Annotated in this window: 15 protein-coding genes; 9 read left to right on the top strand and 6 right to left on the bottom strand. The window is 50.3% G+C overall.

Annotation, left to right across the window (positions count from 1 at the left end):
- Positions 1-17 precede the first annotated feature (17 nt).
- Positions 18-527, top strand: a complete 510-nt coding sequence (locus tag B5E77_RS05810) for a shikimate kinase (protein WP_087164427.1) — start codon at positions 18-20, stop codon at positions 525-527.
- Positions 528-738: 211 nt separating this feature from the next.
- Positions 739-1335, top strand: coding sequence for a zinc dependent phospholipase C family protein (locus tag B5E77_RS05805; protein ID WP_087164426.1), 597 nt, complete (start codon positions 739-741; stop codon positions 1333-1335).
- A 124-nt stretch (positions 1336-1459) separates the two neighbouring features.
- Here B5E77_RS05805 and B5E77_RS17485 read toward each other — a convergent pair whose 3' ends face one another.
- From B5E77_RS17485 to B5E77_RS16790, 4 genes are all read right to left on the bottom strand, one after another.
- Positions 1460-2305: a glycoside hydrolase family 3 protein gene (locus tag B5E77_RS17485; protein WP_330394625.1), complete on the bottom strand. Its 846-nt coding sequence runs from the start codon at positions 2303-2305 to the stop codon at positions 1460-1462.
- Positions 2306-2357: 52 nt separating this feature from the next.
- A complete protein-coding gene (locus tag B5E77_RS17480) occupies positions 2358-3101 on the bottom strand; it encodes a glycoside hydrolase family 3 protein (protein WP_330394624.1) in 744 nt (247 codons plus the stop codon).
- A gap of 119 nt (positions 3102-3220) precedes the next feature.
- On the bottom strand, positions 3221-3658 hold the full coding sequence (locus tag B5E77_RS05795) for a helix-turn-helix domain-containing protein (protein WP_162609659.1): 438 nt from the start codon (positions 3656-3658) through the stop codon (positions 3221-3223).
- Between the two features lies 1 nt (position 3659).
- Positions 3660-3908, bottom strand: coding sequence for a hypothetical protein (locus tag B5E77_RS16790; RefSeq protein WP_162609658.1), 249 nt, complete (start codon positions 3906-3908; stop codon positions 3660-3662).
- Between the two features lie 249 nt (positions 3909-4157).
- On the opposite strand from B5E77_RS16790, the gene B5E77_RS05790 reads away from it, so the two are divergent.
- The 7 genes from B5E77_RS05790 (at position 4158) to B5E77_RS05755 (ending at position 20060) form a co-directional block, all read left to right on the top strand.
- Positions 4158-5018 carry a tyrosine-type recombinase/integrase gene (locus B5E77_RS05790; RefSeq protein ID WP_087164424.1) on the top strand — a complete coding sequence of 287 codons (861 nt, stop codon included), beginning with the start codon at positions 4158-4160 and terminating at the stop codon, positions 5016-5018.
- Between the two features lie 652 nt (positions 5019-5670).
- Complete coding sequence (locus B5E77_RS05785; RefSeq protein WP_162609657.1) at positions 5671-14283, top strand: Spy0128 family protein; 8613 nt, start codon at positions 5671-5673, stop codon at positions 14281-14283.
- Between the two features lie 175 nt (positions 14284-14458).
- Complete coding sequence (locus B5E77_RS05780) at positions 14459-14800, top strand: helix-turn-helix domain-containing protein (RefSeq protein WP_143468584.1); 342 nt, start codon at positions 14459-14461, stop codon at positions 14798-14800.
- A gap of 321 nt (positions 14801-15121) precedes the next feature.
- Positions 15122-15793 carry a response regulator transcription factor gene (locus tag B5E77_RS05770; protein ID WP_087164420.1) on the top strand — a complete coding sequence of 224 codons (672 nt, stop codon included), beginning with the start codon at positions 15122-15124 and terminating at the stop codon, positions 15791-15793.
- Positions 15790-17013, top strand: coding sequence for a sensor histidine kinase (locus B5E77_RS05765; RefSeq protein ID WP_087164419.1), 1224 nt, complete (start codon positions 15790-15792; stop codon positions 17011-17013). The genes B5E77_RS05770 and B5E77_RS05765 overlap by 4 nt, the downstream gene beginning before the upstream one ends.
- A gap of 102 nt (positions 17014-17115) precedes the next feature.
- Entirely contained in the window at positions 17116-17796 is a 681-nt protein-coding gene (locus B5E77_RS05760) for an ABC transporter ATP-binding protein (protein WP_087164457.1), read from the top strand.
- Positions 17797-17801: 5 nt separating this feature from the next.
- Positions 17802-20060 carry an ABC transporter permease gene (locus B5E77_RS05755; RefSeq protein ID WP_087164418.1) on the top strand — a complete coding sequence of 753 codons (2259 nt, stop codon included), beginning with the start codon at positions 17802-17804 and terminating at the stop codon, positions 20058-20060.
- Positions 20061-20128: 68 nt separating this feature from the next.
- Here the strand turns inward: B5E77_RS05755 and B5E77_RS05750 are convergent, their stop codons facing one another.
- The gene (locus tag B5E77_RS05750) at positions 20129-21457 is read right to left on the bottom strand and encodes an SH3 domain-containing protein (RefSeq protein ID WP_087164417.1); all 1329 of its coding nucleotides are present in this window, start codon (positions 21455-21457) and stop codon (positions 20129-20131) included.
- Positions 21458-21651: 194 nt separating this feature from the next.
- Complete coding sequence (locus B5E77_RS05745; protein WP_087164416.1) at positions 21652-23397, bottom strand: Rqc2 family fibronectin-binding protein; 1746 nt, start codon at positions 23395-23397, stop codon at positions 21652-21654.
- Between the last annotated feature and the right edge of the window lie 186 nt (positions 23398-23583).

The raw sequence follows: 23583 nt of genomic DNA, 5'->3' as shown, positions 1-23583 counted from the left end.
AAACGGAGAAGAGAGACATGGAGTCAAAGAAAAACATATTTTTGATCGGCTTTATGGGAGCGGGAAAAAGCACTGTGGCCCGCTGTCTGCACAGACGCTATGGAATGGAATGGCTCGAGATGGATCGGGAGATTGAGCGGAGCGAGGGCATGCCGATCTCTGAGATATTTTGCCAGAAGGGCGAGGAATATTTCCGGGAAAAGGAAACAGAGCTCCTCCTGTCCCTGGAAAATAAGGAGCATACGGTGGTTTCCTGTGGAGGGGGCGCGCCTCTTCGGGCCTGCAACGTGGAGGCTATGAAAAAAAGCGGCGTCGTCGTATTTCTGACGGCCCGTCCTGAGACGATTCTCGAGCGGGTAAAGGACAGCCACGATCGCCCGCTTCTGGAAGGGCATAAGGATGTGGAATATATCTCGGCTCTGCTTTCCGGACGCATAGAAAAATATGAGGCGGCCGCGGATGTCCTTACAGCTACGGACGGCCGCAGCGCGGAAGAGATCGCGGAAGAAATTTACAGGCTTTTGTAAAGAGAATGTTATGTAAATCGTTTCAGAGACCTTGGTTTTGTGGATTTTTATTAAAAAAGGCGAAAAACCGGCCGGAAATTTTTAAATGATTGGCAAAGTTAGTTATGGACAACTGGGGCGTTTTTAGAGTATGATAAGAAAGGTGGCGAAAAGAAGGGTTTTATATATATGTGCCGGAAGAGGCCGGGACATATAGAGGAGGAATAAGGTATTGAGAAAGAAATCACACATCTCACTGGCGAAATATATTGTGAAGGATATGGAGGTTCCAGTTATGATGGATCACCGGAAGGCATTTTACCTGGGAAGCATTCTCCCGGACTGCAAGCCGTCTTTCCTGACGCAGCGCCATGAATTTGACGGGACGTTTGAGATGGTGAAGGAACGCATCTGTGATTTGTCGCTGGACGCGGAGCTTATCCTGCGCAACGCGCGTGCCTTTATGAGAAGGCTTGGCGAGATCATTCATTATATCGCGGATTATTTCACATTTCCGCACAACCTGATCTATGAGGGCGGCTTCAAGGACCACTGCGTATACGAGAAGGAGCTGAAGCTCCGCCTGGTAGAGTATGTGAGAAGCGGGGAGGCCTTCCGGACGAGAATCGACGTAAGGAAATTTGAGACACCGGAGGCAGTATGCTCCTTTATCCGCAATGCCCATGCAGAATATCTGAGCAGGGAGCACGGTGTGAAGGAGGACTGTGAGTTTATTGTACGCATCTGCCATCAGGTGGTTCAGGCGATTATGAACCTGGTGAACAGAGCGATGGGAATTGAGATGACGAAGAGGCTGTGCCTGGCGTAAGCCGGGGGAACGGCCGGACAATAGAAATATAAGAATCAATAAACAGAGAGAAGAGATAAAAGTGCGGCGGGAAGCGTCCAGGAGGATGCTTCCCGCCGTCTTTTCATAAACAGAACTCCTTTCCTTAATCCAGACGGCAGATCAGGGTGAGCACTCTTGCAGCACATTTCTCCAGATCGCTGCGGTTCAAAGCGCCAAGCTCTATCGCCATTTTTACTCTATCGGGGAACCCGGTGGGCATTTTTACATCATCTCCGGCGAGAATCTGTTTGTAATGTTCAGAACGATCCCACCAGTCAGAGAGTACGATTCCTTCATAGCCCCATTCCTTGCGGAGTATGCCTGTAAGCAGATCCCAGCTTTCAGAGCACCGCTGCCCATTGATGACATTGTAGCCGCACATCAGCGTCCAGGGCTGTGCTTCACGGACGGCAATCTCGAATCCGCGAAGATGAATTTCCCTGAGAGCGCGCAGAGAGACTCTGGAATCGCTGTGTTTGCGGTTGGTTTCCTTGTCGTTGCAGGCAAAATGCTTGACACAGGCAGCCACTCCCTGGGACTGGACACCGCGGACCTGTGCCGCTCCCATTTTTCCTGTCAGGAAGGGATCTTCTGAATAATATTCAAAATTTCGGCCACAGATAGGGCAGCGATGGATGTTCATGCCAGGGGCAAGCCAGATCTGCAGATTATTTTCTTTCAGTTCTTTCGCTGCCGCTTTTCCTACTTCATAGAGAAGATCAGTATCCCAGGTTGCAGCCAGAAGTGTCTGGCAGGGCCAGGCAGTTGTGGGGACAGGACAGGCCTCATCAATGCGGATGCCTGCGTTTCCATCTGCGGTCATGACAGCCGGAACACCATATTCGGGAAGGTCGCCGACGCCATTGGTATTTGCTACGCCAGAGTTTGGCACGCCGCCGAGAAGCGCGATCAAGTCGTCATCGGAGAGCTGTTTTAAAAAGTCGTCCATACTGATTCTGCCTTCAGCCACATCAATGAGAGGATGAATGCCATTGGGAAATTCATCGTGCCGCAGCGGTTCCGCCGTCCGTGCCGCCCTGCCACATCAGCAGTGCGCCTTGAATGCAGGCGTTATCCCGAATCCAGGAAAGATCTATGATGCCGCCGGTGTTAAGTACGGCTATCACTTTGCTGAAACGGCTGCATACTGCTTTTACCAGCTCCTTTTCCTCCTGCGTCAAATAGAAATCGCCGTCAGGGTAGACCTTTGCAATGCGTTGGGAGAGCATATCCCGCTCTTTGAAAGGATTGAATTCCGGATTTTGAAAGCCGCCGTCCACCCGATCCCAGCCCTCGCCGGAAAAACGACAGAAGACAATCAGGGCGGTATCGGTTACAGAGGCGGCTGAGTCAAGAAGCGCAGCAGGTGCTGGTGGTTCTACTGTCATTCCGGGGACAGCCCCCTGGGCATATTGCTGTTCCACGTCATTTCGATAATATTCCAGCAAAGCCTCATCCATATGAATGCCGCATTGCCGCAGGCCTTGTTCAAGCGTGGTGACAAAGGGCGTAAATACGTCGCCGGTGCCGCCTCCGCCCTTCACGATATCGCGGATGCCTCTTCCTACAGCAGCGATTACGCTTCCCTGTGCCAGCGGAAGGACGCTGTTTTTATTTTTTAACAGAACCATTCCTTCTGCTGCCGCTTTTCTGGAAAGCTCGATATGTTCTTTACTGGCTGTGACATAATGTCTGCCTTCAAGCGGAAGATTTGGATGAAAAAGCGCGCGTGCCCATTTTTTCATGTGTGCTGCCTCCTTTTTTCATATAGGGAAATTCCCTGTTTTCTTTTTCTATGGGCTCATTATACTATAGGCATATGTGCCGGGAACACTCACAGAAACGCACAATAGGTATCCGATTTTTACCTTATTGCCTGATATGCTCTGCGGAACGCAGAGGGCGATTCTCCTGTCTCGGCCTTGAAAATACGGTGAAAATATTTGGGAGATTCAAAGCCGACCTGCCAGGCAATCTCTGAGGCGCTGGAATCTGTGGATGCCAGAAGCTGCTTTGCGGCTTCTATGCGCAGATGGTTTATATAGGATACGACAGTCATACCAGTGTACTGTTTGAATCTTCTGGACAGATAGGACACACTGATATGCGCCAGATCAGCCAAGGTATCCAGGGTTATCTTTTCGGTAAAGTGTTCATGGATATAGGGAATCACCTCCCGCACGAAGCGGTTGGAATAGCTGGAAAGCTCCGCCTGCCGGATCATGGATGTGAGCAGCAGCTTTAGGAGATACTCTATAATGTAAGGATTTGCTTCTTTTCTTTTTCCTTCTGTGTAAATCATTTTAAAGAGCTCCCGCAGCATACCATCCTGTTCGTGCAGCAGGAGAGGCAATGGTGTCAAAAATAGAAGCATCTATATGAAGGCGGCCTGCTTCCAGACCAGCCTTTCCTTCCATATAATAAATCAGTTCAATGTAAGGATGTGAGTGTTTCTTCAGATTCCATTTATCGCTGCTTTCGTCAAAACGTTCGCAGAACCGCAGCACAGGGCTGCTTTTATGAATGATTTCGCAGTATTCGTCGGTTTTCATACTGTCACCCCGGTTTCTTATCAGCTTTAGGAGGCATCTGCCTTTTGTTATCATATCAGATTTCCTGTCCTCCCACAAGGAGCGGTGACTGACCGCCGCTGATTGACAATAGCTCCTGTGACAGAGTCTGAGCTAATCGCTGGTACGTTCAGGACGCTGGAACAGTTCTGCTTTTACCGTATATATCCTTGTCAACTTAGGGTAAACTATAAAAATAAATTTATCATATGTATAAGGAGATGCCAGGTTATGGAAAAGAAAACGGATGTGATCAGAAATGCAGTTCTGGAGGAATTCAGAGAGTATCTTATGGAAAAAGAGAGCTCAGCGCTGACAATGAAAAAATACATGCGCGACGTAAAGACATTCTTTGAATTCGCAGGAGAAGGAAGCGAGATTACGAAGGAAATGCTTCTGGCTTATAAAGAATGGCTGCTTGGGCGGTACGCGGTCAGCAGCGCAAACTCCATGATTGCAGCCCTGAATCAGTTTTTGAGCTTTCAAGGGCTGGAAAGGCTGAAGCTGAAACGAATCAGGGTACAGCGGGCGGATATCGATCAGATGGAAAAAATGCTCACCAGAGAGGAATTCAGAAGGCTGGTGCGTAAAGCGAGAGAAGACAACAGGCAGCAGCTGGCCGTGATGATGGAGACTATGGGAGCGACAGGGGTACGGGTGAGCGAGCTTAAATTTTTTTGTGCTGAAAATGTCCGAAGCGGCATGGTGAAAGTCTGGAATAAGGGCAAGTACCGGCTGGTGATACTCCCGGCAGCCTTGAGAAAAAGACTTCTATTCTATATGAAGAAAAATAATATTCGTTCCGGCCTGATCTTCCGTACCAGGACAGGAAAAGCGAAAAACCGTTCTAATATATGGAAGGAAATGAAGACGATAGCCGGCAGGGCAGAGGTAAGCCTGCGAAAGGTGTTTCCCCACAACCTGCGCCATCTCTTTGCGAGAACATTCTACAAGGAGACAAAAAACATGCTGAATCTGGCTGATATTCTCGGGCACAGCAGTCTGGAGGTGACGCGGATCTATGCGTCGGACGGACTCAGCGAGTGGAAGAAAAATATCGAACGGGTGAAGCTGCTTGAAATGACAACATAACATTAATTATGTGGTAAAAGGCTTTTGTAAAAAAAGACAGACTCATCCACCTTTTATGATTTTATAATACAACAATTTAAAAGTCAATAAATATAACTCTACATATTGTATCTTTTATCCAAAAATGCGGCAGCCCCGATGGACAGAATTTAAAAGAACATGCAAATAAAGGCTATAAGGTCTATAGCCTCTTTTGGCTGCTTCTTGCGCGGTCTGTTTATTTCTGTTTTTTCAACTATTTTCCTTTATTTTTCTGAAAATCCCTTTTATTAAACTCCAGGATAATTCAAAAAAAGAAAAAGAATGAATTTTAACTACATAATTAATGTTATGTTGCATTTCCTCTGAAAGAGAAGACGCGGCGGGCAAAAGGCTTTGCAAAGTACCAGTCAGCTAAGTGGCGGAGAAAAGGAGGGAAAAGGTTTCAGTTCACATCGGGGGCTTCTGCAGGCTTTTTGGGCAAGCTCAGAACAAAGACAGTTTCTTCGTGCAGGCAGCTGCCTAAACCGGTGTCTTGCTTTTATGCGGGAGACGGACGGTTCAGCCACCAAAAGGATGCCGGAAACAGGCAAAGGTACCAAAGAAGTAATATGAAAAATGGGACGTATCCGTCTGGTCGGCCGGGTATGGGCCAAAAGAGAGGATGAGTGAAATGCAAAGTAAAAGACCAATCAAGAAAGGAAGGAGACGCCAGAGGCGGTTCGGGAAGCTTCTGTCGGCAGCGATTGCGGTAGTGCTTGTCGCGGCGATGGGCGCGGGACTGTTCCTGAATTCGGGCATGCAGGTAAGTGCGGCAGGATTGTGGGCAGCAGACGGCAGCACACATGATGCCTGGTATGAAGGAAGCCTCGGTGTGTCCGGACAGGGCGGTGATTCTACCAGAAATACCGGCCGTATCTGGACAGATAAGTCCGTCTATACCAGTGCTCTTACGCTGACAAGCCAGAGTGGTGAGGAGACATTTACGATAGAGAATGACGAGGGAACTGCCCTGGTAGGACTTTCAGCGCTTTCTTCGGCTGCGAATATCTCCGGCCAGACGACGATCAACCAGCCGCTTGATATTGTGCTGGTGCTTGATAGATCGGGCTCGATGAATGATAGATATCTTACAAGCAGCAGATATGACGCTGTTTATGATATTGTCGAGTCGAGCGGCCACATTGAAGAACAGAGTGGTCCTCTTGGGAGTAGTTGGACAGTAGCTGTACAGGACACACAAGGTGGAGAATATTATGCTCTCATTGGCAACGAATATGTACGTATTAATGAGGTTACAAGAGAAGTCACGGGCGATTGGCGGACGAGCTATAATGAGCATGTAAGCTGGACTGTCAATGGTCAGACCGTGGAACCAAAGACCAGTGCTTCTGATCAAGATTCTTCGCATATTCAGTTCTATACTTATACAAGTACAGAAACGCGTATAGATGTAGCCATGGAGACGGCGGTGACCAATTTTATCAATACGGTTGCGACCGAAAATGTTGGTAAGGAGCAGTCCGATCAGCACCGAATAGCTATTGTTGATTATGCCGGAGATGTGGATCAGTACAGTACCGGAAGAAGGCCAAATCAAACCTATTTTACCTACTGTACACAGGGTGCCAATGCGAATGCATTAATCGGGTATGTAGAGGATTTTACTTATAACGGTGGAACGGAAGCTGATCTTGGCTTTGATCGTGCTCAAGATATTATAAACGGAGATTCTGGATATGGAAGCGGAGCACGTGATGAAGCAAAAAAAGTTGTCATTTTCTTTACGGATGGCATGCCTGGAAATGGACAGTATGTTGAAAATGATAATGCAGGTTCTTCCGTTAACACTGCTTATCAGATGAAACAAGCTGGCGCAACTATTTATTCTGTAGGAGTGTTTGAGGGAGCTGATCCTGATGATCTGACTGGTCAGGGTAGTACAACACATGATGCAAACTATTTTATGAATGCTGTGTCTAGCAATTATCCTGATGCTCAGTCAAGAAATACATGGGATGACGAAGCTGATTTTTCAAATAACTGTACGTTAGGTGAACGTGCAGAGGGAAATTATTATTTTGCAGCTTCAGATGCTGAAGCATTAAATGATGTTTTCCAGTCAATTTATGATGATTTTAGCAGCGGGGCTGTGTCACCTATCGAAAATACCACGACTATTGGTGGTGACCAGGTAGGATATCTGACATTTGAGGACACTCTGGGCAATTATATGGAAGTCAAGAACCTCAAGACGATTGTGTTTGCGGGAGAGGAATTCCACTATTCTGGCACACAGCCGTCGGCCGATGGAAGCGGATCTCATGAATATCATTTTACTGGCACAGTAAGCGGTAATGATGTCTATCCGGGTGATCATAATCTGAGCGATATTATCATTACTGTTAACAAATCAGCAGACTTGCAGACAGGTGATACAGTGACTGTTCAGATCCCATCTTCACTGCTCCCACTTCGTGTTTATACAGCAGAAAGTGAGACGGTGGATGGCGAAACTACTACGAGTACAAGCGTAGTTCCGGCCTATCCTATTCGTGTGTACTATACAGTTGGGCTGAAGAGCGGAGTGATGGATGGAAGCAACATTGATGCATCTAAGCTTGACGGAACCTATATATCCACGCATACGGATGAAGATGGAAACGTTTACTTCTATTCTAACGCTTACAGCGGTGGGAACAATGGGACAACTACAGCCACCTTTACTCCGGCTGAGACGAACAGCTTCTATTACTTTACAGAAGATACTACCATCTATACACGTACGGGACAGGGAGAAGCAGCAGAATACAGTCCTGCAGAGAGCTATGTTCCCGATCAGACATATTACTATCAGCGGACATACTATGCTGAGAATGAACTGAAGACAGAATGGGTATCCTTCATTGCAGCAGAGAATCAGTTGGGCCGTTATGTTCAGTATGATGAGTCTACTGATAGCTATTATATTGAAAAAGGCTCTCCACGTCTGACACGTGCTATGGAGTTTGAGGCTGCCAAGGAGGAGGGTGCGAATACAACAGAAACAGCGGCAAACGCCATTTCTCCCACTTGGAATGGGACAGCAATAGTTGTAAGCCTTGGCAACAACGGTAAGATTGCTTATCCGGTTTCCGGTTCGCTGCAGATCAGCAAGATTGTTGACTGGGCAGATACAGGAGTGACGCATGATGAGAAAGAGTTCACATATACAGTAGATCTTGAGGGAGATGTGCAGGGCAGATTCGACTATATCAAATATAACGCACAAGGACAGCCTGTTGATGCGGACGGCAATCCTCAGACTGTAGCCCCGGGGGAACAGCCTGCAGCGACAGGACAGATTCAGGATGGTGAAACTCTTTCACTTTCCAATGGTGAACATGTGGTAATCAGCGGTCTGCCTGCGAATACAGATTTTACTGTGACAGAGGCTGCGGCTGCTGGTTATACCGCTTCCAACACAGTGGAAGGCGCAGCAAGTGACGATGGTAATATAGCTGAGGGTACGATTGCCTCTAATGACACAATTGAGGTGGATTATACCAATACCTATAGTGTGACCCCGGTTACGCTTGCCGAAGGTTCCATACATGGAACGAAGACTTTAACAGGCCGCGACTGGCGTGATAATGAAAGCTTTACCTTTACGCTGACTCCGGTTACGCTAGGAGCCCCGCTACCTGGAGATGCACAGGAAAGCGCCTCTGTAACACTTACTAACAGTGATGCTAATAACTATGCAGAATCACAGGAAGTTGCGTTTGATTTTGACAGCATTACCTATACAAGTGCTGGCAGGTATATCTACCTGGTGCAGGAAACAGAAGGTGATGAGTACGGACTGGCTTACTCTAATGCTGTATACCGCGTGACTGTTAATGTAACAGATGACGGTGCGGGCAAGCTCTCTGCGTCTATTGAATCCATGTATCGTACATTTAATGATAATGGTGACAGCACAGGAGATAACGAGAACGACTGGCCTCCCATTGATGATCGCAATGCGGCATTTGTGAACAGTTTCGGTGGTGAAGAGGTCGATTATGCTAATATTACCGGCGTCAAAAGATTTACGAATTATACCACTGGCGAGACGCTGGATATCAATGATTTCTATTTTACATTGACAGCTGTCACACCAGGTGCGCCAATGCCAGATGAGACTCGTACCGGTAATCTTGGAACCGGAGCAATCGAATTCTCTGACATTACGTTTGGTATCGATGATATTGGAAAAACCTATGAGTATCAGATTAAGGAAGAGGTTCCAGCCGGTGCAGTTGATAATGGAGATGGAACCGCAACTTTAAATGGTATGACATATGACACATCCACAAAGACAGTAAGTATTGCAGTCACTCAGGACCAGCAGACCGGAAGTGTGGTTGCGACAGTCACGGGAAATGGATTTGAATTTACCAACAGCTATCAAGCTTCTTCCGTTACCACAGAGGGCGCTGCTGACGGTCTGCAGATTACCAAGCAGCTTGACGGAGCTGCCGGCACAGAAGGCCAGTTTACCTTTACGATGACAGCAGCTGATCCGGAAACTGAGACAGCTATCACAAATGACTGGGTAATCGGTATCGATGCGGACGGTAATGTGAAGACGTCACCGGCAATTGCAAAGGATGGTTCTGCAAATATTCTGTTTGATAACCTGACCTTTACACATCCGGGAACCTATACATTTAATATTACAGAAACTCAGAATCCGCTTAATAATGCATGGACCTATGATGGTCATACCTATCAGGTAAGCTTTACTGTGACAGATGAGAATGGCCAGCTGACGATTGCAGATCCGGTTACAACCAACGGCTCTGCTACATTTACGAACAGCTATAAGGCCTCCATGAACTTTGATAATGAGGCAGGCGGTATCCTGTTCAGTAAGACACTGGATGGGCGCGCGCTTACAGCTAATCAGTTTAACTTTACTGTGACTACACCTGATGACGATACGGATTCTGCAGAAAAGCTGGCTGAAGCAACGCGGACACTCTCTAACCGTTATGGAGCGGAAGATGGAGCGGCGGCGTTTTGGAGAGGCATTGCAGGTTTGACATTTGACCAGGATGATGCAGGAAAGACGTTTACGTTTATCATAAGTGAGACAAATGGTGGAGCCAGCGGATACACGTACGATGATAAGCCTGTTACCGTTGTAATCGCAGTGAATGATGATGGCGACGGCAGCATGAGTACAGAGACTACGGTTACGAAAGATGGTTCAGAACCGATTGTTTATAATAGTGAGGATTTTGTGAGCGGCGATTTCTCAACTTATCCGACAGCGGCATTTGTGAACAGCTATGATGCGGCGGATGCAGATCCGGTTTCTGTCGACTTTGAGAAACAGCTCACAGGACGTGACTGGAAGGATACAGACAGCTTTGAGTTCACACTTTCAACGGATCTTACAGATTCAGTCGGTGTGACAGAAGAAGAGCTTAAAGCAGCCATGCCGGATACCGTGACAGAAACTGTCAGCGGCACAGATGCAGACAAGACATTCTCCTTTGGCGGGTTCAACTTTACCAAGGCGGGAACGTATGCCTATAAGGTGACAGAGACACAGCCTGCAAAAGGTACGGATACGGCAGGTGTAATTTACAGCAAGGATACGGCTGTGATTAAGTTTACTGTGACCGATCCGGGCACCGGAAAGCTTCAGGTAAATACAGATATTACAGGCGTTACCGTAGAGAATAATACAGGTATCTTTACAAATACCTACTCCTATACGCCGGCTACGCTTGAGCAGAACACAGACACTGGAATCGGCGTTCAGAAAACTGTGACCGGTGCTCCGAACACAGAGGACTTTACCTTCACGGCAGTATTCAATGCTGACGATGAGAAGAATACAGGCTTTATCGACGATATTGAGGGCTTGACAGATGGAAAGCTGACTGCGACTATCTCGGATGATTTTGCGGCTGGCGATACGAAGTCCGCTGATTTTGGAACGGTGACATTTAAGAAGCCGGGAGTCTATGTATTTGATGTGACTGAGGATAATACCACGACTGCCACGGGCTGGACTTATGACAGATCTACCCATCAGATTGTTGTGACAGTTACGGATAATACGGAAGGCGAGCTTATAGCAAGCGTTGAGGGAAATGATCCTGTATTTACTAACAGCTATACAGCAGGTTCCGTGGTAGTAGGAGATGATGAAGAGGAGCTTCAGGTAACCAAGGAGGTAACCGGAGCCCCGGCGATGGAAGAGTTTGCGTTTACACTCCGGCTTACCTCTGATAACCGCGCTAATGTGAAGGTAGGAACAGGCGAGACTGCAGCAGAGTTCCCAGAGGCTGGTATTTCTGTAAGAACTTCAGATCTGACTGGAAAGGAAGAACGTCAGACAGTAAGCTTTGGTGATCTCACGTTTACTGCTGGGGGAACCTATACCTTTACAGTAACAGAAACGACGACCACGGAGGTAGAGGGCTGGACCTATGATAATCAGCCAAAGACTATCACAGTTTTTGTAACAGATGAGAATTATGACGGTCAGCTTGATGCATTTGTGGAAGGCAATAATCAAACGATCACGAATGCTTACGATATGGATCTGAACTATGATGATCCGGATAATTTAAATGACGGATTAAACGTAGTAAAGAATCTGACAGGTCACGATCTGGAAGAAGGACAGTTTACATTTACATTGACTGCAATAGATGAGGCGTCTGCCGCGAAGGCCAGTATCGAAGACGGGCTTTCCAAGACGTTTACGAACAGTGCCCAGACTCATGACGAAGCGGGCATCAGTACAGATACAATGCGGCCGTTTGCCGGTATGAGCTTTACGCAGGACGATGTAGGGAAAACCTATCGTTATACCATTACCGAAGTGGACAGCAGAGCGGCTGGTTACACCTATGACTCTAAGTCATATGAAGTAGTGATTGTAATAAGTGGCGATGGACAGGGAACCCTGACAGCTACGACGACTGTCAGCACAGGAGGCCAGAGCACAGAGTATACCTGCAGCACAAATACAGAATTGAATAATGGCCCTGCGGTAGTGACCTTTGATAACAGCTATAACGCAGAGAGTACTCTTGGAGCCAGCGGCCAGACCAGTATAGAAGCAAAGAAAGTACTGGAAAACCGCGATCTGATTGACAAAGAGTTTACCTTCCAGGTATTCGACGCGAACGATAGCGTAGTTGTAACTGGCACCAATGATGCTGACGGAAACATCACATTTGGAGATATCCGTTATGAGATAACTCAGATGCTGAAAGACGTCAAGAACGGTATCGCGACACATACAGTAGTGGATGGCAGGGATACCTACACGTATCAGTATACGGTAGCCGAGGACACAATTGGCTTGGATGACAAAGGTATCAGACCGGTAGACCATACGTTCAATATTACGGTAACAGTGACGGATAATGGAGACGGTACTCTGAGCATTGCTGTGACATATCCTGGCGATGGAACGGAGCTTACATTCCGTAATACCTATGGAGAAGCTGCAAAAGTTACGTTGCCGGTAAAGGGTGAGAAAAAGCTGGAGCACGCTGATAATCTTACTCCCGATGACATTACCGGAAAATTCAGCTTCACGATAACGAGCGATGATCCGGATGCTCCGATGCCGGCTTCCACTGAGGCGAAGAATGACAGAACAGGAACGGTATCTTTCGGAGACATCGAATTTACAATGGAAAATGTCTTCGGGGACGCTTCTGATGCGTCGGAAGAAGAAACGGAAGATCCTGCGGAGGAACCGGGAACGGATGTAGATGCACCGGAAGCAGAAGAACCGGGAACAGGTACAGATGCGCCGGAGGCAGAGGAACCGGGAATAGGTACAGACGTGCCTGAAACGGAAGAGCCTGGAACGGGTACAGATGTGCCTGAAACGGAAGAACCTGGAACAGGTACTGATTTGCCTGAAACGGAAGAGCCTGGAACGGGTACAGACGTGCCTGAAACGGAAGAACCTGGAACAGGTACTGATTTGCCTGAAACGGAAGAGCCTGGAACGGATACAGACGTGCCTGAAACAGAAGAGCCTGGAACGGATGCAGAGACGCCGGATACAGATGGAACTGCAGGAGAATCAGAAGCAGAGGTAATAGAGGCAGCAGGACAGGATCTGGTAGTTAAAAACGGAAAATCTGGAATTGTGACAGATCCGGAGACAGGGAAGCGTACAAGAACCTTCACCTACACTGTGACTGAGACCGGAGAGGTTCCGGGAGTGTCAAATGATACGCCGAAGACCTTCACCGTCACTGTGACAGACAATGGAAATGGAACGATTAGTATTGATTCTGAAGGAACCGATGGAATACTGTTCACATTTACTAACACCTATTCTGTGAAACCGACAGATCCGACGGATCCGACACATCCTGACGCGTCAGGCGAAGCGGCGGTCACGATCAGAAAAGAGCTGAGCGGACGTGCGATGAACGAAGGCGAATTCAGCTTTATCATGCAGGATGCAGGTGACACCCGGATTGAGGCGAAAAACGCAGCCGATGGAAGCGTGACGTTTACCGGAATCGAGTTTAGCGCTCCTGGAGACTATCGGTATCAGATTAGAGAAGTTCCGGGAGAATTGGGCGGAGTCGTATATGATTCTTCTGTATATTATGCGACTGCGGAAGTGACAGACAACGGAGACGGAACCCTTTCGGCAGAATGGACAGTGAAAGACACAGATGGAAATCCGATTGACAGCATCGTATTCCAGAATGAGTACAGCTATCAGGGCACAGTGGGAGTAACCCTCGCAGCCAGCAAGACCTTGAGCGGACGTACGCTGAAAGCCGGAGAATTCATTTTCCTGCTGAAGGACAGCAATGGCAATGTGGTATCGAAAGCAGTCAACAGCGAGACTGGAGCAATCCAGTTCGCAGATCTGAGCTTCGACACACCGGGCTCTTACACCTACACGATTTCTGAGGAAAAGGGCAATGCCGAGAATGTCACCTACGACAGCACGGTTTATACAGTGACGATCCATGTGGCGGACAGCGGAAAGGGATATCTGACCGCATCCATCGACAACGGCGGAAAGGCGATTGCATTTACAAATACCTATAAGGAACCGGAAAAGGATACTTCAGACGGCGGTTCATCGTCGGGCTCAGGCGGCTCTTCGTCGCCGGCTCCGGTTCAGGCTGTGCAGTCAGCCCAGACTGGTGATTCCTCACCGATAGCGTTGTTTGTGGGTATTATAGCGGTATCGCTTTTGGCTATCGCTGCAGCATTGGTAGTATATTTCCGTAAAAGCAGACAGAGATAAGCTTGGCATAAGCGGAAACTGAGTACAGATCTGATTTGGGTCTGTGGCGGCTGGGGAGGAGCAGGGCTCCTCCCCGGCCGTATTTTACTTCTGGAGCATACAGCCGTTTTTTTTGCCGGGCGTCAGGCCTGCGGCAGAAAGAAACAGGACAGGAAGATATCAGAAGGAGATTTTTATGGAACAGAATAGACAGTATTATGATAAAATCGCGGCTGGGCGAAGGATCAGCGATCAGAGGAAGAGGCTCGGCATCAGCAGGCAGAGGATGGCAGAATATATCGGAAAAGCAGAAAAGTATTATGCGGATATTGAGCGCGGCTATTGCGGGATGTCTCTGGAAACAATGATCGGGATTGCCGGTACGCTGGGGCTTACACTGGACTATATTGCTTTTGGGGAAGAAGAGGAACATGAACTTCCGAAGGAAACAAAAAGCATTATGTTTTATCTGGATAACTGCAGCGAAAAGAGACGTAAAAAGGCGGTAGAGCTTCTCCAGGTCTATCTTTCAGAATAGCTGTAGAAATGTGTAATATGATAAAGAAATAGAACGTGCGTCCCGCCGGGCGCACGATGAGCAGACCAGGAGCCGGATACGGCTCCTGGTTTTTGGGTTATTTGGCGTGCTGGCGGCCTGGAACTTTTAAAGCCTTAGGTATTCATATGGAGCATTTGATACCTGAGAACACTTCCCAGCCGGGAAAGGTTGCAGCAGCTTTTAATTCCATGTACAATGAAAAAAATACCTCTGACGCATTTGCTGATTCTGTAAAGGAATGAAAGCCTGTGCAGGCGAAGCAGGGCGCAAAATAGAGAAAGAAAGGGAAGAATGCCAGCCATGCCTGATATTTATTATGTGGAGGACGACGCGGCGATTGCCTGCGCGGTAAAGGAATATCTGGAACAGAAGAACTGCCGGGTCACTGTATTTGACCGGATCGAGACAGCCAGGAGGAAGCTGCTGCTGGAGCTGCCTGATTTGACTCTGGTGGACTGGAATATGCCGGATGGCCGGGGCGACGCTCTGTGCCGCTGGATTCGGGAGAGGCAGCCGGAGCTTCCGCTCATCTTTCTTACGGTCCGGGGAGACTCCAGGGACGTGGTGTCCGGTTTTCAGAGCGGAGCGGACGATTATGTGGTGAAGCCCTTTGAGCTGGAGGTGCTGTATTCCAGGATACAGGCACTCTTACGGAGGACAGGCGGGCGGAGGCCGGCAAGGCTTTGCTGCGGCGATCTGGCGCTGGACCGGGAAAGGATGGCGGTGTTCCGGGGCTCCAGAGAAATCAGCTTAAGCCAGCCGGAATACCAGCTGTTTCAGATCCTGATGGAGAATAAAGGGAGGACTATGACACGCGCCCGGCTTCTTGAGCAGATCTGGGACAGCAGCGGAAGCTTTGTGAATGACAATACATTGACGGTCACGATGAAGCGCCTGCGTGAAAAGCTTGGAAATCCCGCCTCACTTAAAACGGTCCGGAGCTTTGGATACAGACTGGAGGACATCTTATGACAGAGAACATGAAACAACGGCTTCTGTTTTATTTCCCTCTCCTGATTTCACTGGCAGGTCTTCTGCTTCTGTCCGGTCTGTGGCAGAGACGGTACCAGAGAGCTTCCTATGAGCAGGTGGCGGCCTTCTGCGGAACTGTCCTGGGAAATCATCCGGAGCTGGAGGAGGAGCTGCTGGCTTCGCTGAAAGAATTTCAGGAGAAGCCTGCGCAGGAGACGCTGGCTCAGGCAGAAGCGCTTTTTACCCGGTATGGCTATGAAAGCCGGGATTTTGGCGGAAGTGTGGCGGGAGATATGTCTGCCTTCACTGCAGCAGCGGTGATTTTGACGCTTGCAGTGTCTCTGATGTGCGGCAGTCTCGCTGCGAAGCGGAAGAGAGTAAGGCTTGAAGGCCTGACCTGTTATCTGGAACAGGTCAACACAGGCGCGCCGGGAACGCTGGTGCAGGAAAGGGAGGACGAATACTCGGGGCTTCAGGACGAGATTTATAAGACGGTCACAAATCTGTATGCCACCAGAGAGGCGGCGCTGAAGGCGAAAAAGAGCTATGCGGAAAACCTGGCGAATATCGCCCATCAGCTCAAGACGCCGCTGACGGCGGCAGACCTGTCTCTGCAGCTGATGGAAAGCAATGCGCCGAATCCCTATATTCAGCCTGTCAGGAGGCAGGCTGAGCGCCTGAACCGGCTGGAGGAAGCCCTGCTGACGCTTTCCAGGATAGACGCCGGCGCTCTGGAGCTGAAGTCTTCGGCGGTGGATGTATATACGGTTTTAAGCCTGGCGGCAGAAAATCTTCAGGAGCTTTTTGAGGAAACCGGAGTCCGGCTGGAGCTTCCAGACAGAGGCTGCGTAGAATTTAAGGGAGATATGGAATGGAGTATGGAGGCGTTGATGAATTTGCTGAAAAACTGCATGGAACATTCCCCAGAGGGAGGAACCGTCTTTTGCGATTACGCTTCCAATCCTCTGTATACAGAAATTCAGATCCGGGATCAGGGACCGGGGTTTGACTCGGAGGATCTGCCTCATCTCTTTGAGCGGTTTTACCGGGGAAAAAATGCGTCGCAAAATGGCGTCGGCATAGGGCTTGCGCTCGCACAGTCTATTTTCAGGATGCAGAATGGCAGTGTCACGGCCAGAAATCTTCCAGAGGGCGGAGCCTGCTTTGAAATCCGTATCTACCCACGGCATTCAGGCCCCAGTCACCGAACTGTCACTTAGCTCTGCTATTCTTATCTTATGATGCTGCAGGAATCCTGTGAAAGCCTTTCATGGCAAGGAGGCCCAGCAGCGGAAAAGGAAGCGGAAGAAGGAGGAGATACCGTGGAAATATTAAGGTGCGAAGGCCTGAGGAAGATATACGGTTCCGGTGAAAATCAGGTGAAGGCTCTGGATGGAATCGATTTTTCGATGGAAAAAGGGGAATTTACGGCAGTGATGGGGGCCTCCGGTTCAGGAAAATCTACGCTGCTTCACATACTGGGAAGCGTGGATAAGCCTACGGAGGGAAGGGTCTATGTGGAGGGGACAGACATCACCTCAATGAAGCCTGCGCAGGCGGCGCTGTTCCGCCGCAGAAAGGTGGGAATTGTCTATCAGTTTTTTAATTTGATTCCGACGCTGACAGTCCGGAAGAATATCCTGATGCCCCTGGCTCTGGATAAAAGAAAGCCGAATCAGGAATTTTTTGACAGGGTCGTGGAGACCCTTGGCATCAGTGACAGGCTGGAGGCTCTGCCCGGACAGCTCTCAGGAGGCCAGCAGCAGCGCGCCGCTGTCGCCAGGGCCCTGATGTACCGCCCGGCTATTCTGCTGGCAGATGAGCCGACAGGCAACCTGGATCGGAGAAATTCAGAGGAGATTGCGGATCTGCTTAAGCTTTCCAACCGGAACCTGAATCAGACGATTCTTCTGATTACGCATGACGAGAAAATCGCGCTTGAGGCGGATCGTATCGTCACCCTTGAGGATGGACGTATCGTAAGCGACCGGAAACGGGGGTGAGAGATATGTGGAAGGACTATATTCGAAATCATATCAGGGGAAACAGGGGATCCGGTCTTTCTGTCATGATCGCGGCCCTTGTCTCAGCGTGCTTTTTGTCGCTTTTGTGCTGTACACTCTATAACGTCTGGCATTATGATGTGGTGAGATATCAGACGGAGGATGGGAATTATCATGCCCGCCTGACAGGAGAGATCGGCGGGGAAGAGCTGGAGCTGATTCAAAACAGCGCCAATGTGGAGAGCGCCTGGATCAATGAGGAGGAGTCAGAGGATGGAGAGACGGCAGTGGATATCCTTTTAAAGGACGTGTCCTCGACCTATGAGGACCTTCCCCGTATTGCGGCTCTCGCAGGCCTGAGGGAGGAAAATATCTCTTATCACGAAGCGCTGCTGAACCTGTATTTTGTGGTGAATCCAGATAACCCGGATTCCTCTGACGCATTTGCAGTCCTGATGGTTTTTGCGGCGGCGGGAGTGATTTCCTGCTTTTCGCTGATCCTGATGATTCATCATGCCTATGCAGTCTTTATGAACGACAGGGTCCGGGAGCTGGGCATACTCTCCAGTGTCGGAGCCACGCCCAGGCAGATACGCGGCCTCCTTCTGAAGGAAGCAATTGCTTTGAGCGCGCTGCCCATTGCAGTTGGAATCATACTTGGAACTCTGGGCAGTGCCTGCCTGACGGCCTGGACAGATGCTTTTGCAGACGGGGTGATAGAGGGACGCATGGAGGTGCCGTTCTCCTGTCCGCCATGGATTTTCGTGCTGATCCTTCTGTGTACACTGGTGACAGTGCTTATCTCTGCCTGGATGCCGGCTGGACGCCTCAGCCGCATCACACCGCTGGAGGCTGTCCGCGGCACGGAAGAGAAGGGATTGAAGCGCCGGAGGAATTCCCATATTCTGCGTCTCCTGTTTGGTGTGGAAGGAGAGCTTGCGGGAAATTCGCTGAAAGCCCAGAGGAAGGCTCTGCGCACGGCTGCGGTATCCCTGACGCTGTCCTTTCTGGCCTTTGGCTTTGTGCAGTGCCTGTTCGCAATTATGACGCTCAATACAGATATCACTTATTTTGACGCCTTCCTGAATGCCTGGGACGTGATGGCTGAGGTGAAGGATACGGATATTCAGGAGTTTGAGGATACGGAAACCATTAAGAGCCTGCCGGGTGTGCGGGACGCCCTGGTTTACCAGAGGGCGGCGGCAAAGAGGCTCGTGACAGAGGAGGAGCTGAGCGCGGAATTTCTGGAAGCCGGAGGCTTCGAAGGAGCTCCGGAACAGTATGTGATAGAGACAGACGGAGGCTGGCTGGTAAATGCGGTCGTCTATATCCTGGATGACGAAAGCTTTCTGGAGTACTGCGGACATGCCGGTGTGGAGCAGAGCCTGGACGGCGCGGTGATACTGAATCAGGTCCGGGATGACACGGATCCGAATTTCCGCAAAAGGACTTATTTTCCCTATCTTGAGGAAGCCCGGGAGACTGCAGTTCTCCGGCGCTCCGGCGAAGAGAGCGTGGCGGAGGAAATCCCGGTGCTGGGATATGTCCAGGAGCTTCCGGTGATGCGGGAAGAGTACCAGACCCTGGATTATTATGAGATGATACATGTTCTGCCTGTGTCCCTGTGGAGAACTGTCAGCGGACAGATAGGCGGGACGGAGGAGAATATCTGCATCCGGGTTCTGGCCGGAGATCACGCAGGAAATGCTTATACAGAGATTCCTGAAGGGGAGGGCCCCTCGCTTGCGGAGCTGGACAGCCTGGAGGCAGCCCTTGTTCAGACAGCGGGAGATCGCTATGTGATAGAGACAGAAAACAGAATCGAAGACAGAAATGCCAGCGACGCAGCCAATGGAGCGATTCAAACAGTGCTCGGGGGCTTCTGTATCCTGCTTGCGGTCATCGGCGTGGGCAGTGTATTTTCCAATACTCTGAGCTTTGCCCGCCTGCGCAGGCGGGAGGCGGCCCGGTACCTGTCTGTCGGCATGACGCCGGGAGAGATCTGGAAGATGTTTTTTGTAGAAGCCCTTGTGCTCGCAGGCCGGCCTGTGCTCATAAGCGTGCCGCTGCTTATCCTGATTTCCTGGCTGTTTATGAAAGCGGCCTATCTCGACCCGGCGCTGCTGCTTCCGAGAGCTCCGGTACTGCCCATACTGGCCTTCGCGCTGGCGCTCCTTGCGTTTGTGGGCCTGGCCTATTATCTGGGCGGCAGGAAGCTGATGCGGATGAATCTGGCGGAGGCGCTGAGGGAGGAGACGTTTTAAAGAAAACACAGGCCGGCGGGATAACGTCCCGCCGGCCTTCTTGTGAGTAAGAATGCCTGTTTTTCATTCTATTTCAGCAGAGAGGAGGGAACATAGCCTTCCAGCTCATTTCCATTCTGTGTAAAGGAAATCTTGGTCCATTCCTGGCCGTCCTCTCCGGTTACCCGCTTGAGGATCGATACCTTAGTTCCGTTTTCCAGCGTTGCACGGATGTCTGCGTAAGGCGACGCGTAGGTTCTCACCTGAGCTACCGCGGAAGAATTGCCGGAAGAGGAGCTTCCGGAGGAAGCGCTGCCGGAAGTGGTGCCCGTGCTTCCCACATTCAGCAGATCGCCGCGGATGTAGCCTTCCATGGAAACGCCTCCGAAGGTATAGGAAATCTTGTACCATTTCCTTCCGTCGTCGCGTCCGGTCGTCTCACCGATGATTGTGACGCCGGTTCCCTGGGACAGCTTGGAACGGATGTCTCCGTTTGTGGAGGCCCAGGTCCGGATATTTGCTACTGCAGGCCGGATAGAGGCCGGAGTATTAGAAGAGGAGCTTCCGGAGGAGCTGCCGCCGGGATTTGTCTCGGAGAGCAGATCGCTGCGGATATAGCCGTTCATCTGGTACCCGTTGTCAGAATAGGATACTTTGTACCAGAGCCGGCCGTCATCGCCTGTCTTGGAGGAGATCAGGCTCACCGTAGTGCCCTTATTCAGGCGGGAACGGATATCGGCGTTCGTGGATGCATAGGTTCTGACGCGTACGACGCTGCCGTTTACATACCGGGTGCCGGATACATCTGTGCTTCCGGAGGAACCGCCGCCGGGATTCGATTCGACGAGCAGATCGCCGCGGATATAGCCTTCCACAGTGTTTCCGTTCTGTGTAAAGGAAACCTTGTACCAGGTACGCCCGTCATCGGAGCCTGTCTTTGAAGAAATAATATTTACCGTGGTTCCTCTCTCCAGCCTTGTACGGATGTCAGCGTTTGTGGATGCATAGGTGCGGACAATCGCTACGCTGGGCTTCACATATCTGGTGCCGGAAGCGGAAGACGAGCCGCCGGAGGAGCCTCCGGAAGTCGAGCCGGATACATTGACCAGATCAGCGCGGACAAAGCCTTCCTTCGCGTCTCCATTGTATGCGAAAAATACGTCATACCACTTCAGTCCGTCGTCTCCGGTGGTTTCCGTAATGATAGTCACCTTGGTGCCCTGGGTGAGCTTGCAGACGATGGATGAATTGGTGGATGCTGAGGAACGGACATTCAGAATCGGATTCTTGACCGTTCCGGTAGGTCTTGCCGCCTGTGAGCGGAAAACCGGGCCAAGCAGCAGGAAACAGAGCGTGAAAAACATCAGGAACGCAGTCAGGCGCTGCCGTTTTTTTCTCGCATTTCGTATGTTCATCATAGGTATCCTCCCTTAATTCGTATCTCTTCTGCCCGTGTTCCCTCCTGGAAGCTGCGGGCATTTTCTCCTGTATTCAAGTATAATCGCCGCAGATGGAAAAAGCAAGAAATCCGGCAGAGTATTAAGAAAATTATAACAATTTCGCCTCCGGCCTGGCTTTCTGCCGGCCGGAGGCGTCTCTGGGATATGCAGACTCAGTCAATCTGCCGCAGACTGGAGATATCGGAGTCAATGATCAGGGAATAGTTGGTGTAGTAAACTACAAATCCCGGTTTCGCTCCGCCGGGCTTTTTCACATGCTTCTTTTCGACATAGTCGATCTCGACCTTGTCGCCTCCCCGGTTTTTGGAGTAGTAGGCGGCCAGCCGGCCGGCATCTTCAAAGGCGGAATCGGGAAGCTCGCGTCCTTCGCTCTTCAGGATGACATGGGAGCCCGGAACGCCTTTGGCATGGAACCACCAGTCGTTTCCGGAGGCGAACTGGAAGGTCAGCTCGTCGTTTTGAAAATTATTTTTTCCTACATAGAGGTCGAAGCCGTCGCTGGAAAGGTAATGGAGGGGCCGGGAGGTGATTTTGGGCTTTTTCCCGCCGGCTTTTTTGCTTCTGCGGCGGATATAGCCGTATTCCGCGAGCTCTTCCCGTACAGGGGCCAGATCCTCCTCGGTCAGCGCTATGTCAAGCGCGGTCTGGATAGATTCCAGATGCCCGATTTCGCTTTTGGTTTCCTGAAGCAGCTTAGAGACAGCCTCGAAGGTTCTCTTCAGCTTGCCGTATTTGTCAAAATAACGCTTTGCGTTTTCCTGGGCGGACAGGGTAGGATCCAGCGGGATTGTAATTTCCTCGTTTGTATAGTAGTTGAGGGCCTCCATGGAGCGCGCGCCTTCCGGCACGCCGTATCCATAGGTGTGAATCAATTCACCCCAGACCTTGTATTTTTCACGCTTCTCTGTGTCCTTCAGCTGACGTGTCTGGAGATCGTATTTCTTGCGGCTGCGCTCCAGGGCCGTCTGCACGATCCGGCGCAGATCTGCCGATTTCTGGTGAATCCGGGTCAAAGTGCTTTTAGCGGCATAATAGGCTTCCAGAAGTGCAGAGATGCTTTCGAAGCTCTGGCTGGACAAATCCGCATACATGGTAAGCGGAACAGCGGAAAACTCCACAGGCTCTTTCCCGTTATAGCAGATCTGCGGAGAAAAGTGCCCGGCCTTTACTTCCTCCAGCAGGCGCAGAAGCTGGTGCTCCAGCATGGCGCGTTCCGTGTCCTCCAGGGCAGAGGCAGGTCGGCCGGATTCCAGAAAGGAACGGTGGCAGAGCTCTTCCGCCATGACCGGGGAAAAGCCGGTCAGGGAGGTGTAGATGGCTTTGCCAAGCGCCGTGGGCTTTTCGCAGATGGCCGCAGCCATATCTGCAGGCGGGGCTGTGAGCGGATCGAGCTTATCCTGGGTATGAGGAATGAAATAGGGACGCCCGGGAAGAACCTCGCGCACAGAGCTCACGGCCAGTGATACATGCTTGATGCTGTCCAGAATCGTGCCGTCCTCACGGCAGAAAATCAGGTTGCTGTGCTTGCCCATCAGCTCTGCGATCAGATACTTGCGGCAGAGATCACCCATCTCGTCGAGATGCTCGATCTCAAAGCGCAGGATGCGCTCCAGGGAGGGCTGCGTCACAGACACGATGCGTCCCCCGCCCAGGTGCTTGCGCAGCAACATACAGAAGCCCGGCGCCGTCATGGGCGCCGGCTTATTCTGTTCTGTCAGATAGATAAGCGGCAGACTGGCTGAAGCTGAGAGCAGCAGGCGGTACTGGCTTCCGTTATTTTTTATGGTGAGCAGAAGCTCGTCGGCCTCCGGCTGAACGATTTTTGTGATGCGTCCGCCCGTAAGCCGGTCAGAGAGCTCCTTTTGCAGACATGCGATCGTAATTCCGTCAAATGCCATAGTGTGTTACTCCTTTTTTCTGATTCTTTCAGTATACTTGACCTGTTTTACAATTTCAACTGGAAATGCAGAAGAAAGCGGTACTTGACACCTTTTCCAATTTCAACTAAAATATAATCCAAATAAGCTGGCGTCTTCGGCCCCGGGGTGTGGAGCATCCCGGGGCAGCACAGCGAAAAAAACAGC

The organism is Lachnoclostridium sp. An131 (assembly GCF_002160825.1).
Lineage (GTDB): Bacteria > Bacillota > Clostridia > Lachnospirales > Lachnospiraceae > Laedolimicola.
Note: the sequence above shows the minus strand (reverse complement) of the source record. Positions and strands in the feature narration are given on the sequence as shown.

Bases quoted from the DNA above. Each gene is read 5' to 3' on its own strand.
- B5E77_RS05810 (WP_087164427.1), top strand. From the start codon at position 18: ATGGAGTCAAAGAAAAACATATTTTTGATCGGCTTTATGGGAGCGGGA.
- B5E77_RS17485 (WP_330394625.1), bottom strand. From the start codon at position 2,305: ATGGACGACTTTTTAAAACAGCTCTCCGATGACGACTTGATCGCGCTT.
- B5E77_RS17480 (WP_330394624.1), bottom strand. From the start codon at position 3,101: ATGAAAAAATGGGCACGCGCGCTTTTTCATCCAAATCTTCCGCTTGAA.
- B5E77_RS05795 (WP_162609659.1), bottom strand. From the start codon at position 3,658: ATGATTTACACAGAAGGAAAAAGAAAAGAAGCAAATCCTTACATTATA.
- B5E77_RS16790 (WP_162609658.1), bottom strand. From the start codon at position 3,908: ATGAAAACCGACGAATACTGCGAAATCATTCATAAAAGCAGCCCTGTG.
- B5E77_RS05790 (WP_087164424.1), top strand. From the start codon at position 4,158: ATGGAAAAGAAAACGGATGTGATCAGAAATGCAGTTCTGGAGGAATTC.
- B5E77_RS05785 (WP_162609657.1), top strand. From the start codon at position 5,671: ATGCAAAGTAAAAGACCAATCAAGAAAGGAAGGAGACGCCAGAGGCGG.
- B5E77_RS05780 (WP_143468584.1), top strand. From the start codon at position 14,459: ATGGAACAGAATAGACAGTATTATGATAAAATCGCGGCTGGGCGAAGG.
- B5E77_RS05770 (WP_087164420.1), top strand. From the start codon at position 15,122: ATGCCTGATATTTATTATGTGGAGGACGACGCGGCGATTGCCTGCGCG.
- B5E77_RS05765 (WP_087164419.1), top strand. From the start codon at position 15,790: ATGACAGAGAACATGAAACAACGGCTTCTGTTTTATTTCCCTCTCCTG.
- B5E77_RS05755 (WP_087164418.1), top strand. From the start codon at position 17,802: ATGTGGAAGGACTATATTCGAAATCATATCAGGGGAAACAGGGGATCC.
- B5E77_RS05750 (WP_087164417.1), bottom strand. From the start codon at position 21,457: ATGATGAACATACGAAATGCGAGAAAAAAACGGCAGCGCCTGACTGCG.
- B5E77_RS05745 (WP_087164416.1), bottom strand. From the start codon at position 23,397: ATGGCATTTGACGGAATTACGATCGCATGTCTGCAAAAGGAGCTCTCT.